The 13,632-nt window shown below is 29.5% G+C and carries 15 protein-coding genes; 13 read left to right on the top strand and 2 right to left on the bottom strand.

Going from position 1 to position 13,632, the window contains the following annotated elements; translation table 11 throughout:
- Window positions 1-73 precede the first annotated feature (73 nt).
- From L8W69_RS04860 to L8W69_RS04845, 4 genes are read left to right on the top strand one after another with little or no spacing between them, the layout of a single operon-like run.
- The gene (locus tag L8W69_RS04860; RefSeq protein WP_133318935.1) at window positions 74-1,213 is read left to right on the top strand and encodes a hydrogenase small subunit; all 1,140 of its coding nucleotides are present in this window, start codon (window positions 74-76) and stop codon (window positions 1,211-1,213) included.
- Window positions 1,214-1,215: 2 nt separating this feature from the next.
- Window positions 1,216-2,931, top strand: coding sequence for a nickel-dependent hydrogenase large subunit (locus tag L8W69_RS04855; protein ID WP_220566244.1), 1,716 nt, complete (start codon window positions 1,216-1,218; stop codon window positions 2,929-2,931).
- Window positions 2,932-2,946: 15 nt separating this feature from the next.
- Window positions 2,947-3,639 (top strand): Ni/Fe-hydrogenase, b-type cytochrome subunit, encoded by a 693-nt coding sequence (gene cybH / locus L8W69_RS04850; RefSeq protein WP_258107368.1) that lies wholly within the window; start codon window positions 2,947-2,949, stop codon window positions 3,637-3,639.
- Window positions 3,636-4,169, top strand: coding sequence for a HyaD/HybD family hydrogenase maturation endopeptidase (locus tag L8W69_RS04845; RefSeq protein ID WP_133318932.1), 534 nt, complete (start codon window positions 3,636-3,638; stop codon window positions 4,167-4,169). The genes cybH and L8W69_RS04845 overlap by 4 nt, the downstream gene beginning before the upstream one ends.
- A 22-nt stretch (window positions 4,170-4,191) precedes the next feature.
- On the opposite strand, the gene L8W69_RS04840 is transcribed toward L8W69_RS04845, so the two are convergent.
- Complete coding sequence (locus L8W69_RS04840; RefSeq protein ID WP_133318931.1) at window positions 4,192-4,614, bottom strand: PepSY-like domain-containing protein; 423 nt, start codon at window positions 4,612-4,614, stop codon at window positions 4,192-4,194.
- A gap of 126 nt (window positions 4,615-4,740) precedes the next feature.
- Between L8W69_RS04840 and gltX the strand changes: the two genes are divergently transcribed.
- From gltX to L8W69_RS04825, 3 genes are read left to right on the top strand one after another with little or no spacing between them, the layout of a single operon-like run.
- Window positions 4,741-6,036, top strand: a complete 1,296-nt coding sequence (gene gltX, locus L8W69_RS04835) for a glutamate--tRNA ligase (RefSeq protein ID WP_263659681.1) — start codon at window positions 4,741-4,743, stop codon at window positions 6,034-6,036.
- Between the two features lies 1 nt (window position 6,037).
- On the top strand, window positions 6,038-6,325 hold the full coding sequence (locus L8W69_RS04830; protein ID WP_012661430.1) for a YggT family protein: 288 nt from the start codon (window positions 6,038-6,040) through the stop codon (window positions 6,323-6,325).
- Complete coding sequence (locus L8W69_RS04825) at window positions 6,326-7,963, top strand: lytic transglycosylase domain-containing protein (RefSeq protein ID WP_263666559.1); 1,638 nt, start codon at window positions 6,326-6,328, stop codon at window positions 7,961-7,963.
- Here the strand turns inward: L8W69_RS04825 and L8W69_RS04820 are convergent.
- Complete coding sequence (locus tag L8W69_RS04820; protein WP_263661337.1) at window positions 7,851-8,345, bottom strand: hypothetical protein; 495 nt, start codon at window positions 8,343-8,345, stop codon at window positions 7,851-7,853. The two genes, L8W69_RS04825 and L8W69_RS04820, sit on opposite strands and share 113 nt — an antisense overlap.
- A gap of 87 nt (window positions 8,346-8,432) precedes the next feature.
- Here L8W69_RS04820 and mobB point away from each other — a divergent pair, with 87 nt between their 5' ends.
- The 6 genes from mobB to L8W69_RS04790 all read left to right on the top strand — a co-directional run bounded on the left by mobB (window position 8,433) and on the right by L8W69_RS04790 (window position 13,610).
- Window positions 8,433-8,912 (top strand): molybdopterin-guanine dinucleotide biosynthesis protein B, encoded by a 480-nt coding sequence (gene mobB, locus L8W69_RS04815; protein WP_220566249.1) that lies wholly within the window; start codon window positions 8,433-8,435, stop codon window positions 8,910-8,912.
- A gap of 9 nt (window positions 8,913-8,921) precedes the next feature.
- A complete protein-coding gene (locus tag L8W69_RS04810) occupies window positions 8,922-9,770 on the top strand; it encodes a class 1 fructose-bisphosphatase (RefSeq protein WP_263660318.1) in 849 nt (282 codons plus the stop codon).
- Window positions 9,770-9,964 (top strand): hypothetical protein, encoded by a 195-nt coding sequence (locus L8W69_RS04805; protein WP_263660319.1) that lies wholly within the window; start codon window positions 9,770-9,772, stop codon window positions 9,962-9,964. The genes L8W69_RS04810 and L8W69_RS04805 overlap by 1 nt, the downstream gene beginning before the upstream one ends.
- 12 nt (window positions 9,965-9,976) lie before the next feature.
- On the top strand, window positions 9,977-11,863 hold the full coding sequence (gene metG / locus L8W69_RS04800) for a methionine--tRNA ligase (RefSeq protein WP_263666558.1): 1,887 nt from the start codon (window positions 9,977-9,979) through the stop codon (window positions 11,861-11,863).
- Window positions 11,864-12,805, top strand: a complete 942-nt coding sequence (locus L8W69_RS04795; protein WP_220566252.1) for a hypothetical protein — start codon at window positions 11,864-11,866, stop codon at window positions 12,803-12,805. It begins immediately after the preceding gene.
- A 61-nt stretch (window positions 12,806-12,866) separates the two neighbouring features.
- Window positions 12,867-13,610 carry a substrate-binding domain-containing protein gene (locus L8W69_RS04790; protein WP_263666557.1) on the top strand — a complete coding sequence of 248 codons (744 nt, stop codon included), beginning with the start codon at window positions 12,867-12,869 and terminating at the stop codon, window positions 13,608-13,610.
- Window positions 13,611-13,632 lie beyond the last annotated feature (22 nt).

The following is a 13,632-nucleotide window of genomic DNA, read 5'->3' as shown; positions in this document are numbered from 1 at the left end:
CATTTTTTATCTATTCTTAACAATAAATATTTTAAAATCTTTAATGATATTTCTATAATTTAAGGAACAACAAATGAGTGATTTAGATATTTTTAATCGCCGTTTAGACGCATTAGAAAAACTTCCTCTTTTGAAAAATGAGATTTCTATCTCTAAAGCCTTAGAGCAATCAGGTTTTTCAAGAAGAGATTTTATGAAATGGGCTAGTGCTATGACTGCATTTTTAGCATTACCTGCTAGCTTTACTCCAGTAGTTGCAAGAGCTGCTGAGCTCAGTGATAGACTTCCAGTGATTTGGCTTCATATGGCTGAATGTACAGGATGTTCTGAAAGTTTATTAAGAAGTGATGCTCCTACCATTGATAGTTTGATTTTTGATCATATTTCTTTAGAATATCATGAAACTATAATGGGTGCTGCAGGTTGGCAAGCTGAACATAATCTTGAAGCTGCTATGGAAAAATATAAAGGTAGATATATCTTAATGGTAGAAGGTGGTATACCAACAGGTGCTACAGAAAACTTTTTAACTATAGGACCACATGGAAAAACAGGAAGACAATTAGCAGAACAAGCCTGTAATGATGCTTTAGCTATTTTTGCTATAGGTACTTGTTCAGCTTTTGGTGGTATCCAAGCTGCTAGACCTAATCCAAGCAATGCTGTAAGCTTAAGTAAAGTAACAAATAAAACAGTTATCAATGTACCAGGTTGTCCTCCAAGTGAAAAAAATATTATAGGTAATGTGATTCATTACATATTGTATCAAACATTGCCAGCACTTGATGCCTATAATAGACCAAAATGGGCTTATGGGTTAAGAATTCATGATCTTTGTGAAAGAAGAGGACGCTTTGATGCGGGTGAATTTGTGCAACAATTTGGTGATGAGGGAGCAAAAAAAGGATATTGTCTTTATAAAGTAGGTTGTAAAGGCCCTTATACTTTTAATAATTGCTCAAGAGAGAGATTTAATCAACATACTTCATGGCCAATCCAAGCAGGACATGGTTGTATAGGCTGTTCTGAACCTGATTTTTGGGATACTATGGGACCTTTTGAAGAAGTGATGGCAGGAAGATTATTTGATACTGTTTATGGCTTGGGTGCTGATAGCATTTCAGATAAAATTGGTATAGGTGTGCTTTGTGTAACAGGCGTAGCTGTTGCTGCGCATGCTGTAATTGCTTCATTAGAAAAAAATAAGGATTAAAAATGTCAAAAAGAATTATTATAGATCCACTTACTAGAATAGAAGGACATTTAAGAGTTGAAGTAGTGGTTGATGAAAATAATGTCATTAAAGAAGCATATTCAGGATCGACTTTATGGAGAGGGATTGAAACTATTGTAAAAGGTCGTGATCCAAGAGATGCAGGCTTTTTAACTCAAAGAATTTGTGGTGTTTGTACTTTTTCACATTATAGAGCAGGGATTATCGCAGTAGAAAATGCTTTAGGTATTACTCCGCCACTAAATGCAGTTTTAACTAGAACTTTAATGAATGCAGCTTTATACATGCATGATCATCCTGTACATTTTTATCAACTTCATGGTCTTGATTTTGTTGATGTTGTAAGTGCTTTAAGTGCTGATGTAAAAAAAGCAAGTGATGAAGCATTTAAATATACTGATATGCCTTATGCAACAGGTGCAGATAAGCTTTTAGAAGTTCAGCAAAGACTAAAAACCTTTGTAGATAAAGGAAATCTTGGACCATTTGCAAATGCTTATTATGGACACGCAACTTATCGCTTTACTCCTGAGCAAAACCTTATTGCACTTTCGCATTATTTAGAATGTTTAAGAATTCAAAGAACAATAGCTCAAGCTATGGCGATTTTTGGTGCTAAAAATCCTCATCCACAAAGTTTAACAGTAGGTGGTGTAACTTGTGTTATGGATCTTTTAAACCCATCAAGAATGGCTGAATATATGACTAAATTCCAAGAAGTAGCTGATTTTATTAATCGTGCTTATTATCCGGATTTAATCATGGCAGCTAAAGCTTACTCTAAAGAAGCAAGTGTATTAAATGATGTAGGGGTAAATAACTTTTATACTGAGAGAGAATTCCAAATTTCAAGTGATGAATGGTTGTTTGAAGGTGGTATTATTAGAAATGGTGATTTGAGTAAGGTTGAAGAAGTAGATGAAGCTAAAATCACCGAAGAAGCTACAAGATCATGGTATGCAGACAATGAAGCTTTACATCCTTATGATGGTAAAACTAATCCAAACTATACAGGCTTAATTGATGGTGAAAGCATTGATGATAAAGGCAATATGGTTCATAGTAAGGTATTTGATATTAAAGGCAAATATAGCTGGATTAAAGCTCCAAGATATGAAAATTCGCCTATGCAAGTTGGGCCATTAGCAAATATTTTAGTAAATTATGCTAAGGGTAATAAAATTGTAGTAGAAGCGGTTGATTCTTTCTTAAAAGCTACGAATTTACCAGTTCAAGCACTTATGAGCACTTTAGGAAGAACAGGAGCTAGAGCAATTGAAGCTAAAATTATTGCTGATCATGGTTTAAAAGCATTTGATTCTTTGGTTGAAAATTTAAAAACAGATGAAAGCACTTGTACTACTTATGTAATTGATAAAAACAAAGAATACAAAGGTAGATTTATGGGAAGTGCACCTCGTGGTGCGTTAAGCCATTGGTGTAGGATTAAAAATGGTGTAATTGAAAATTGGCAAGCAGTAGTTCCTTCTACTTGGAATGCAAGTCCAAAAGATGCAAATGGAGTAGGTGGTAGCTATGAACAATGTCTTATTGGTATGAAACTAGCTGATGTTAAACAGCCTTTAGAAGTAATAAGAGCTATTCACTCTTATGATCCTTGTATAGCATGTGCAGTACATGTAATGGATACTAAAGGTAATAATCTTAGCGAGTATAAAGTTAATGTAAATTTATAAGGAAAGGACTTTAGTATGGATTCTAAACATTCCTTAAAATCAAACAGAAAGGCCGAATACGAATTTAGTATCGGTCTTCGTTTTACACATTGGTTAAGAGCGGTTGCAATCGTGATTTTAGTGGGGACTGGGTATTATATTTCTTATGTATTTCAATCTCCATCTATTTCATCTGAACCGACTTTATTTATGCAGGCAAAATACCGCATGGTGCACCAAATTTTTGGTTTTATCTTAATAGCTTGTGTGATTTTTAAAACATATTTGTTCTTTTTTGATTCAAAAAGTGATGGTGAGAGAAAGAGTATAAAAGATATTTTTAATGTAAAATTATGGATAGAGCAAATTAAATTTTACATTTTCCTAGGAAAGCACCCGCATTTACAAGGTGTATATAATCCTTTGCAATTTGTAACTTACCTTTTCTTTTATCTTGTTATGTTTGGGCTTATTTTAACAGGTCTAATTCTTTATATGCATGTATATCATGAAGGCTTGGGTGGATTTTTATATAATATTTTAAGACCTATTGAGGTAATGTTAGGTGGATTGGCTGATGTTAGAACCTATCATAGAATTTTAATGTGGGTTGTGTTGATTTTTGTTCCAGTGCATATTTATATGGCTGTATTTAACTCAGTTAAAGGTAAAGATGGTGCTTTAGATGCTATCTTTAGCGGTTATAAATTTGTAAGAGAAAATCGTTGAAACTTCTAGTTTTAGGTATTGGTAATATTATGTTTGCAGATGAGGGCTTAGGCGTTCATCTTTGCAAACTTTTAGAAAAAAATTATAAGTTTTATCATGAAAAAGACTCGGTGAGTTTTGTAGATGGTGGAACTTTGGCTTTACAACTTAGCTATATTATAGCCGAATATGATGAAATGATTGTGATTGATTGTATTGCAGCAGATGATGCTAAGATTGGAGATATTTTTTTCTTTCCTTATGATGCAATGCCAAAAAAAGTTAATTGGAGTGGTAGTGCGCATGAGGTTGAAATGCTTCAAACTTTACAATACATGGAACTTATGGGAGATTTACCTAAAACTCAAATTTTAGCTTGCGTGCCAAAGCGTATAGAGCCATTGAGTTTTGAACTTTCAAAAGAAGTCTTAAATGCTTTAGAAAAAATGGAGAAAATTTTACTTGATTTTTTAGAGAAAAAAGGCTTTACTTACAAGAGAATTGCTAATTATAATATACAAGAGCTTGCTCTAAATTCTTATAAAAGCTAAGCAAAAAAGCTTAGCTTAAATTCTAATCATCAAATTTTTGTCCTAAGAAATTTCCATTTACATCAGTATAAATTTCCATCATATTATTAAGTTTAAATTTATAACCTTGAATTTCTTTTTCAACTTTAATTATACTTGCATTTGGGTGCATTTTTTTAATTGTTGCTAAAACATTTGGACTTAAAAAAGAAGTATCAATTGGTCTGTATTTTGCATCGATTTCTTTCCAATCTCCATTGATAAAAAACTCAAGCTCAGTTCCATTGTCTAAATAAACATCAAAGCTATCAATATCTTGTTTAACTAAAGCAATGTTTGAACCTGTAAAATGTTTTTGTATGAAATTTTTAGAATTTGCTGGTAAAGCATTAACTCCTACAATCATATCTTGTGCAAAAACAAAACCTGCAGTAACTAATGTTGCTAAAGCTATTTTTAATTTCATTTTTTATCCTTTATGTTGAATTATTTATGAAATCATATTGCTATTGAGTGAATTTTGTGTGAACTTAAAAGAAATAGCAAGTATTTAATTGTATAATGATAAAAAAGTTTTTTAAAAGGATAAATAATGTATAGGTTTGCACCATCGCCTACTGGAGATATGCATATTGGAAATTTAAGAGCAGCTTTATTTAATTATATTAAAGCAAGACAAGAAAATTCTGATTTTATTTTGCGTATTGAAGATACGGATAATGCTAGAAATATAGCTGGAAAAGAAGAAGAAATAAAAGCTATTTTAAAAGAATTTGGTATAACTTGGCAGCATTATTATGTACAAAGTGAGAATTTGAAATTTCATCGTCAAATGGCTTTAAAGCTAGTAAGTGAAAAAAAAGCTTTTGCTTGTTTTTGCACTGAGGATGAATTAGCTCATAAAAAAGAACTAGCTAAAAGTAAAAATCAAGCATATAGATACGATGGTACTTGTGAAAAACTTGCAGATATTGATGTATTAAATTGTGAAAAACCTTTCGTAATCCGTCTTAAAAAACCTCAATCGCAAATGAAATTTATAGACTATATTAAAGGTGAGATTAGTTTTAATCCTGAAGATATTGATAGTTTTGTAATTATGAGGGCTGATAAAACCCCAACTTATAATTTTGCTTGTGCGGTTGATGATATGCTAGAAGGTGTTACTTGTATTATAAGGGGCGAAGATCATGTTTCAAATACTCCTAAGCAAGAACATATTAGAGCAAGTTTGGGTTATGATAAAAGCATGACTTATGTACATTTGCCTATCATTTTAAATGAAGAAGGTGTTAAAATGAGCAAAAGAGAGGCTCATTCTAGTGTAAAATGGATGCTTGATAATGGATATTTAGCAAGTGCTATTGCAAATTATTTAATCCTTCTAGGTAATAAAACTCTAAAAGAGATTTTTACTTTAGAAGAAGCCATAGAATGGTTTGATTTGAAAAAAGTTTCAAAATCTCCTGCAAGATTTGATACTAAGCGTTTAATGCAAATTAACCGTGAGCATATAAAAATGCTTGATAATGATAAATTAAATTCTTTATTAAATTTAGGCAAAGATGTAGCTGAGCTTGCAAAATTTTATACTCAAGAAGCTAGCACGCTAAATGAGATAAGAGAAAAAATACAAGCAATTTTTGCAGTTAAAAATTATAATGAATTTGAAAAAGAATGTAAGTTGATTAAAGAAGTTTTAAAAGATTTAGATCTACCTCAAGAATATGATGAGTTTAAAAAGATTTTGATGGAAAAAACAAATTTAAAAGGTAAAAATTTCTTTATGCCTTTGCGTTTGGTATTAACAGGAGTTACTCACGGACCTGAAATGAGTGAAATTTATACTTTAATTAAGCCTTTTGTTAAAGAAATTATAAAGGAGTAAAATGGGAGTTGGAACAAGTTTGATTGTATCTTTGGTGCAAATTTTTTCTTTAGTTATTGAAATTTATGTATGGATTATAATCATTGCAGCATTGATTTCTTGGGTAAGGCCTGATCCATATAATCCTATAGTGCAAATTTTATATCGTTTAACTAATCCTGCTTATGCTTTTGTAAGAAGGTTTATTCCTACTACTATAGGGAGTATTGATTTAGCACCTTTGATTATTATTTTAGGATTAAAATTTATCCAAATATTTTTATCAAATTTAATTTTAGGAAGTTTATAAGTGTTGAAAAAAAGTGTAGTGTTACTTTTAGCTGGAGTGGTTTTTGCAAATAGTGCAATGTATTCTTATAAAGAATTAGAGCAAAGACCAAATTCTTTAGCTAAGGATTATTATTTATATCGTTTATTAGAAAAAAGTGAATTTAAAAAAGAAGAAGTTGAAGGTTTAAAAGAACATATTTATCGTTATGCAGGGCGTATTAAAAATGCCATTGAAGCTATTATTCCGCCTTTGGGGTATAATAAAGAATATGAAGCTTGTTATAAATTTAATACGCAAAATATCTTAGATGCTAATGCTACTTGTCAGCTTATAAGATTAAATAGTTTAACTTTTATACAAGATCTTAATGCTTCAGTGCGTAATGAGATGAAAAAAAATATCTCACAGGATAATCCAAATTTAACAAAACTTTTAGAAGCTTTTGATGCTAAAGATCCTCTAAGTTATGCGGTTTTAAATTATGATAGTGCTAATTTTTATAAAATCTATAATTTCTTAAAAGATAAAAAAGATTTTTTCTTAGAAAAAGATTTTGTAAATGAATTAGCTAAAGAAAAAGAATTTACAAATTTTGTAAAAGAAATTATCATTAAGAAAAAAAGTCCATTGATAAGAAAATCTCTAGTCAATGTAGATGCAAATTTAACTTTTCAAGATAATGCTTTTTATCTAGGTGTAAATGCTATTTTAGAAAATGACGATAAAAAAGCATTGGAATTTTTTCAAGTAGCAAAAGATACTTTTAAAAGCAAACCTTTAGTAGATAATGCAAATTTTTGGCTATATTTGATCACTCAAGATAAAAAGTACATTGATGAGCTTGCTCAAAGTGATTCTTTAAATATTTATAGTCTTTATGCAAGAGAGTTAAAAGGCTTGCCTTTACCTAAAATAGAAGAATTAAAGCCAAAAAAACAAAAAAATGATTTTGATATGAAAGATCCTTTTGCTTGGCAAAAGCTCGCAAAAGAAATTGCAAAAGGCACTCCTAATGAGCTAGAAAAACTTGCAAAAGATTTTTATACCAAGGAAAATATCGCTATTTATGCCTATATTAAAGAAAGGGCTGAAGGTTTTAAAAAACATTATTTTATTATGCCTTATTTTGAATATTTAAAAGATTATTCTACGCAAAGAAAAGCTATGATTTTAGCTTTAGCTAGACAAGAAAGTCGTTTTATACCAACAGCCATTTCAACTTCTTATGCTTTGGGTATTATGCAATTTATTCCATTTTTAGCTAATCATATAGGCAATAAAGAACTGCAAATTCCAAATTTTGATCAAGATATGCTTTTTGAACCAAAAACAGCTTATACTTTTGCAAATCATCATTTAGATTATTTAGAATCTAAACTTAATTCCCCGGTTTTTGTGGCTTATGCTTATAATGGAGGTATAGGATTTACCACTAGAATGCTCAAAAGAGAAGATATGTTTAGAGCGGGAAAATATGAGCCATTTTTATCAATGGAGCTTGTTCCTTATGCAGAAAGCAGGGTATATGCTAAGAAAGTTTTAGCTAATTATGTTGTTTATTTGCATCTTCTGAACGATAATACACCGATTTCGAAATTTTTTGAAACTTTAGCTCAAAACACTGATTCTCAAAACACAAATCAAGTTTTAAAATAGGTTTTTGCACTAATTCATTAAGAGTGATTTTATAATAACTTGCATAATCACTCTTAATGATATATTTAAATAATTCATCATTTTGATCTAAGGTTTTTATGTTAGTTTTTTCTCCATCTATGAGTATTGAAATTTGCTCTTGTTTGATGTTGATATTTGGCAAAAAACTAAGTACAAAAACTTCTTTTTGACTTTTTTCATCTAATACAGGGTTTAAATAGCTCAATAAAGCAACTACTCTATTATCTTTATAATTAAAATTAATTTTTTGTGCATACATTAGAGTTTGGCTTTTTAAATTAATTTCACTTTGCTCTTGGGTTTTATTAGAGCATGCGGTAAAAATAAGTGTTAAAAAAATAATCATATAAACTTTTTTCATATTTTTGTTCCTAATTTTTTTATAATTATAAGCTTTTAACTTTTAAAAAGATATAATTTCATTTATTTTATTTGATTTAAGGAAGTTATGAAAAGATTAGCAATGGCTTTTAGCGGGCCTTCCAATTCAGGTAAAACGACTTTGATTACTCAAGTTGCTAAGTATTTTATGGAGCAAAATTATAAAGTATGCATTATAAAACATGATCCAAAAGATAAAGCAAGCTTTGATATAGCAAAAAAAGATAGTTTTAAATTTTTTCAAAGTGGTGCTGATGTAATGGTTTTAAGTCCTACAAGGACAACTTTATTTACACATTCTCCAAGTACTTTAGATGAAGCTATTTCTAAACTAGGAGAATTTGATTTTTTATTTATAGAGGGCTTAAAAACCTTAGATATGCCAAGAATTAGCGTTTTTTGTAAAGAAGTAGATGAGAGCTATTTTGCTTATTCTAAGGCTATTGCAAGCTATGAGAAAATTGAAAATAAAAATTTAACTTGGCTTTATTTGGATGATTTGGAAAGTATTTGTGATTTTATATTAAAAAATTCAAAAAAAGTATAGAGGTAAAATATGCAAGAATTAATTGACGATATACAAAAAGCAGTGATTGAAATTTCAAAAGAACTTAGATATTTAAAAGATTTTGATTATACCACTTCTCAAAATGCCACAGGAGATAATCAATTAAAACTTGATGTGAAAAGCGATGAGATTATCACTAGAATTTTAAAGCAAAGCAAAGGTTTAAAAAGCTTAATTAGCGAGGAAAAACAAGAGCAATTGCTAATCAATGAAAATGAGAAATATGTTGTTGCTTATGATCCTTTAGATGGTTCTTCTTTAGTAGATGTGAATTTTGCTATAGGTTCTATTTTTGCTATTTACGAGCAAAAGGCTAATGCAAAAAATCTAAAAGCAGCAATTTATGCTATTTATGGCGTGCGTTTAGAGCTTATAGTGTGTATAGACACTCCTAAGCTTTATAGATTAAATGAAAAAGATGAATTTGTTTTTGTTAAGGATTTAAAATTAAATGAAAAAGGCAAATTAAATGCAAGCGGTGGGACACAAAAAAATTGGTCAAATACTCATAGAGCTTTTATAAAAGCTTTATTTGATGAGGGTTATCGCTTGAGATATTCTGGTGCTATGGTGAGTGATTTGCACCAAATTTTACTCAAAGGTGGAGGGTTGTTTTCATATCCTGCAACAAGCGATGCACCAAATGGAAAATTAAGAGCATATTTTGAGGTGTTTCCTTTTGCTTTTATTTTTGAAAAAGCAGGAGGATTTTCTACCAATGGAGAAAATGATTCTTTACTTGATTTAGAATTTGAAAAAATTCATGCAAGTACGCCATGCTTTTTGGGTTCTAAATATGAAATTGAAAAACTAAAACAAGCTTATAAAGGTTTTTAATGGCTGAAGTTAAAGATGAATTTGAGTTGGCTTTAGAAGTTAAAAAAAATGAACTTCAAGCTTGTCAAAACGAAAAAAAATTAAAATCTTGTTTACCTTGCTCTATGATTTTTGAGTGCTCTTTAAGAAAAGAGTATATAGAAGCAGTTTATAAGAGTATGTCTAAAGGTAAAGAAGGTGGATTTGATTTTTAATAAAGGTTGAAAATGCGTTATATTACTACCCCGATATATTATGTAAATGATGTGGCTCATATTGGTCATGCTTACACTACGATTATAGCAGATACTTTGGCTAGATTTTATCGCTTACAGGGAGAAAAAACATTCTTTTTAACAGGCACAGATGAACATGGTCAAAAAATAGAGCAAGCTGCTAGCGTTAGAAATTTTACCCCTAAAGAATATGCAGATGAAATTAGTGCTAAGTTTAAAAAACTTTGGGATGAGTTTGAAATTTCTTATGATTATTTCATTAGAACTACGGATGAAAATCACAAATTAAGCGTTCAAAAAGCATTTAAAAAAATGTATGATAAAGGTGATATTTACAAAGGAACTTATGAAGGCTTTTATTGTGTTTCTTGTGAGAGTTATTTTACCCAAACTCAGCTTGTAAATGAGTGTCATTGTCCAGATTGTGGTAAGAAAACACAGCTTTTAAAAGAAGAAAGTTATTTTTTCAAGCTTTCTAAATATCAAGATCAAATTCTTAAATGGTACAAAGAAAAAGAGCCGATTTTACCCAAAAATAAGGCTAATGAGTTGATTTATTTTGTAGAAGGTGGCTTAAAAGATCTTTCCATTACAAGAACGAGTTTTGAATGGGGTATAAAGCTTCCAAAAGAATTAAATGATGAAAAACATGTGGTGTATGTTTGGCTTGATGCTTTGATGAATTATGTGAGTGCTTTGGGCTATGGACTTGATGATGAAAATATGGATCTTTGGCCTGCTCATATACACTTTGTAGGCAAAGATATTTTGCGTTTTCATGCAGTGTATTGGCCTGCGTTTTTGATGAGTTTAGAACTTCCTTTACCTAAATTTATAGCAGCACATGGTTGGTGGACTAAAGATGGTGAAAAAATGAGCAAATCTAAAGGCAATGTAGTAGCGCCTAAAGAAGTAGCAGATACTTTTGGTTTAGAAGCTTTTAGATATTTTTTACTCAGAGAAGTTCCTTTTGGTAATGATGGGGATTTTTCGCAAAAAGCATTAATCACTAGAATCAATGCAGAATTAAGCAATGAGCTTGGAAATTTATTAAATAGAATTATCGGTATGAGTGCTAAGTATTCTCAAAATATTATTGAGTGTAAAGATGTGAATTTGTATTTTAATCAAGAATTAAATGAATGTAAAGAGTATTTAGATAATGCAATCAATGCTTTGGAAAATATCCAGCCAAATCGCTATTTAGAGGAACTTTTCAAGGCTTTATCTTTAGCAAATTTAAGTATTAGTAAATATGAGCCTTGGAATTTGATTAAAAATAATCAAACGCAAAAAGCTAATGCTTTAGTGGCTTTATGTGCTAATATTTTAACAAAAGCAACTATTTTACTTTCAGCTGCTATGCCAAAGACAGCATTAAAAATTGCAAAGGCTTTAAATTTTGAAATATCAAACGAAAATTATCAAAAACTAATTTTAAATAATCAATTATGTGATTTAAAATCAAGTGCATGTGAAGCTTTGTTTCCAAAAGTTGAATTAACCCAAGAAAACAAAAAAGAAGAAAAATTAGAAGAGAAGCCAAATTTAGCTCAAATTAAAATAGATGATTTTAAAAAAATCGAAATCAAAGTAGCATTGGTAAAAGATTGTCAGAATATAGAAGGCAGTGAAAAGCTTTTAAAATTTCAACTTGAACTTGAAAATGGCGAACTAAGACAAGTGCTTTCAGGTATTGCTAAATTTTATAAAGCTAGTGAGTTAATAGGCAAGCAAGTTTGCGTAATTACAAATCTAAAAAAAGCTAAAATTTTTGGTCATGAAAGCCAAGGTATGATTTTAAGTGCTCAAAAAGATGAAAAATTAGTTTTGATAAGCCCACAAGGCTTTATCGAAAATGGAGCTTTAATAGGCTAGATGAATATTTCTAACTTTATCGAACTTATTAATGCTCGAGTTTTAAATTATGGAGCAACTTCTAGTGTTTATGATTTTAGTATAGATTTAAACAAAGTCAAACAAGCAAGTGTTTTTTTTGCTAAAAATAATGAACAAGCAAGCTTTGCTATAAAACTTGGTGCTTATGTTATAGTAAGTGAGGAAAGATTAAAACTTGAAGATAAAGATGTGTTTTATCTTCAAGTTGATGATTTAGAAGCAACTATTTTTAGACTTTTTAGATTTTTAAGTGAAGAAAAATCTTATGAATTTATATATTGCAATCATGTAGAATTAAAATTTGCAAAGGCATTTAATTTTAAAGTCTTAAACTCAAATATTTTATTAGATTTTGATCTTTTAAAAAATTCAAAAGAAAAAACTTTCTTTTGCTCTGATGATGAAAAATTTATTTTAAAACTTAAATTAAATTTTCATACTTTAAAAGCATGTAAATACGAAATTTTAGGCTCTAAATCTTTATTTCAAACGAGTTTGCTTTGTAAAAATTTGTATTTTAAAGATTTAAAATTTGCATTTTTTTATGCAGATATTTTTGCTAGATTTATAGATTTTGCTGAAAAGCAAAATCTATCTTTTAATTTTAGTGAAAAAAAGTTAGATCTTTTTAAGGCATATTTTTTAAACTCAAAAAATGAAATTTGTGCTTTTGGTGGAAGTTCTAGAGTAATTTTACTTGTGGAAAATGAAAAAGATTTTGAATTTATATGCCAAAAGCTCCAAGGCGTTAAAGATTTCAAAATAGCATTAAAAAATTCATTATTTTGCGATTTTTCTTATATAAATTTGAGTGAATTAAAGAATTTTTTTGATTTTAAATATTGCCTAATCAAAGAAAGTGAAGAAGAGTTTTTGGAATATTTTTTAGCACAAGAGAAAAAAATTAGTTTATTTGATTAAAAAAATATCAACTTTAAAAAGATATATTTACGATTTTATTTTATTAATTTAAGGAAAAAATATGAAAAAATTTTTATTTTTAAGTTTATTTGCTGCAGCTGCATTAAATGCTGAAATTTTAGTTTATGGTCCAGGTGGTCCTGCTCCTGTTTTGAAAGAGCTTGCTAAGCAATTTGAAGAAAAATATGGAGAAAAAGTTATTATTAATGCAGGACCAACACCTAAATGGATAAAAAAAGCAAAAACAGATGCTGATATTATTTATTCAGGTAATACTTCTATGATGGATGGTTTTGTTAAAGCAATGCCAAAACAAATCAAAATACAAGATGTTCAAGTTTTAAATGCTAGAGGCTCGGGTATGATTGTAAGAGCAAATAATCCAAAAAAAATTAAAAAATTTGAAGATCTTTTAAAAGATGGTGTTAATGTTATGGTGGTTGATGGAGCAGGGCAGGTTGGCTTATACGAGGATATGGCTTTAAAAACAGGAAAAATTGAAAACCTAGAAAAATTAAGAAAAAACATTAAAGTATATGCTAAAAATTCAAAAGCAGCGGTTGATGAGTGGAAAAATAATCAAAATATCGATGCTTTAATCATTTGGACACATTGGATTAAAGCAGTTGGAGAGAAAGAAAATAAATTTATTTTAGCGGATAAAAATTCAATCATTTACAGAGCGGCTGAAATAGTTCCAACGCAAAAAGGTTTAAAAAATCCAAAAGTAGCTGAATTCATCAAATTTACACAAAGTAAAGAAGCTCAAAAAATTTGGAAAAAAGAAGGTTGGGTAGCTAAATAAAAATCAAAGCATTTTACAAAAA

The organism is Campylobacter sp. CNRCH_2016_3089, from assembly GCF_025772505.1.
In the GTDB taxonomy this organism is placed as follows: domain Bacteria; phylum Campylobacterota; class Campylobacteria; order Campylobacterales; family Campylobacteraceae; genus Campylobacter_D; species Campylobacter_D lari_D.
This window is presented reverse-complemented; position numbering and strand designations above follow the sequence as displayed.

What these genes read in the sequence shown, in the direction of transcription:
- L8W69_RS04860 (WP_133318935.1), top strand. Translation starts at nt 74, where the DNA reads ATGAGTGATTTAGATATTTTTAATCGCCGTTTAGACGCATTAGAAAAA.
- L8W69_RS04855 (WP_220566244.1), top strand. Translation starts at nt 1,216, where the DNA reads ATGTCAAAAAGAATTATTATAGATCCACTTACTAGAATAGAAGGACAT.
- cybH (WP_258107368.1), top strand. Translation starts at nt 2,947, where the DNA reads ATGGATTCTAAACATTCCTTAAAATCAAACAGAAAGGCCGAATACGAA.
- L8W69_RS04840 (WP_133318931.1), bottom strand. Translation starts at nt 4,614, where the DNA reads ATGAAATTAAAAATAGCTTTAGCAACATTAGTTACTGCAGGTTTTGTT.
- gltX (WP_263659681.1), top strand. Translation starts at nt 4,741, where the DNA reads ATGTATAGGTTTGCACCATCGCCTACTGGAGATATGCATATTGGAAAT.
- L8W69_RS04830 (WP_012661430.1), top strand. Translation starts at nt 6,038, where the DNA reads ATGGGAGTTGGAACAAGTTTGATTGTATCTTTGGTGCAAATTTTTTCT.
- L8W69_RS04820 (WP_263661337.1), bottom strand. Translation starts at nt 8,345, where the DNA reads ATGAAAAAAGTTTATATGATTATTTTTTTAACACTTATTTTTACCGCA.
- mobB (WP_220566249.1), top strand. Translation starts at nt 8,433, where the DNA reads ATGAAAAGATTAGCAATGGCTTTTAGCGGGCCTTCCAATTCAGGTAAA.
- L8W69_RS04810 (WP_263660318.1), top strand. Translation starts at nt 8,922, where the DNA reads ATGCAAGAATTAATTGACGATATACAAAAAGCAGTGATTGAAATTTCA.
- L8W69_RS04805 (WP_263660319.1), top strand. Translation starts at nt 9,770, where the DNA reads ATGGCTGAAGTTAAAGATGAATTTGAGTTGGCTTTAGAAGTTAAAAAA.
- metG (WP_263666558.1), top strand. Translation starts at nt 9,977, where the DNA reads ATGCGTTATATTACTACCCCGATATATTATGTAAATGATGTGGCTCAT.
- L8W69_RS04795 (WP_220566252.1), top strand. Translation starts at nt 11,864, where the DNA reads ATGAATATTTCTAACTTTATCGAACTTATTAATGCTCGAGTTTTAAAT.
- L8W69_RS04790 (WP_263666557.1), top strand. Translation starts at nt 12,867, where the DNA reads ATGAAAAAATTTTTATTTTTAAGTTTATTTGCTGCAGCTGCATTAAAT.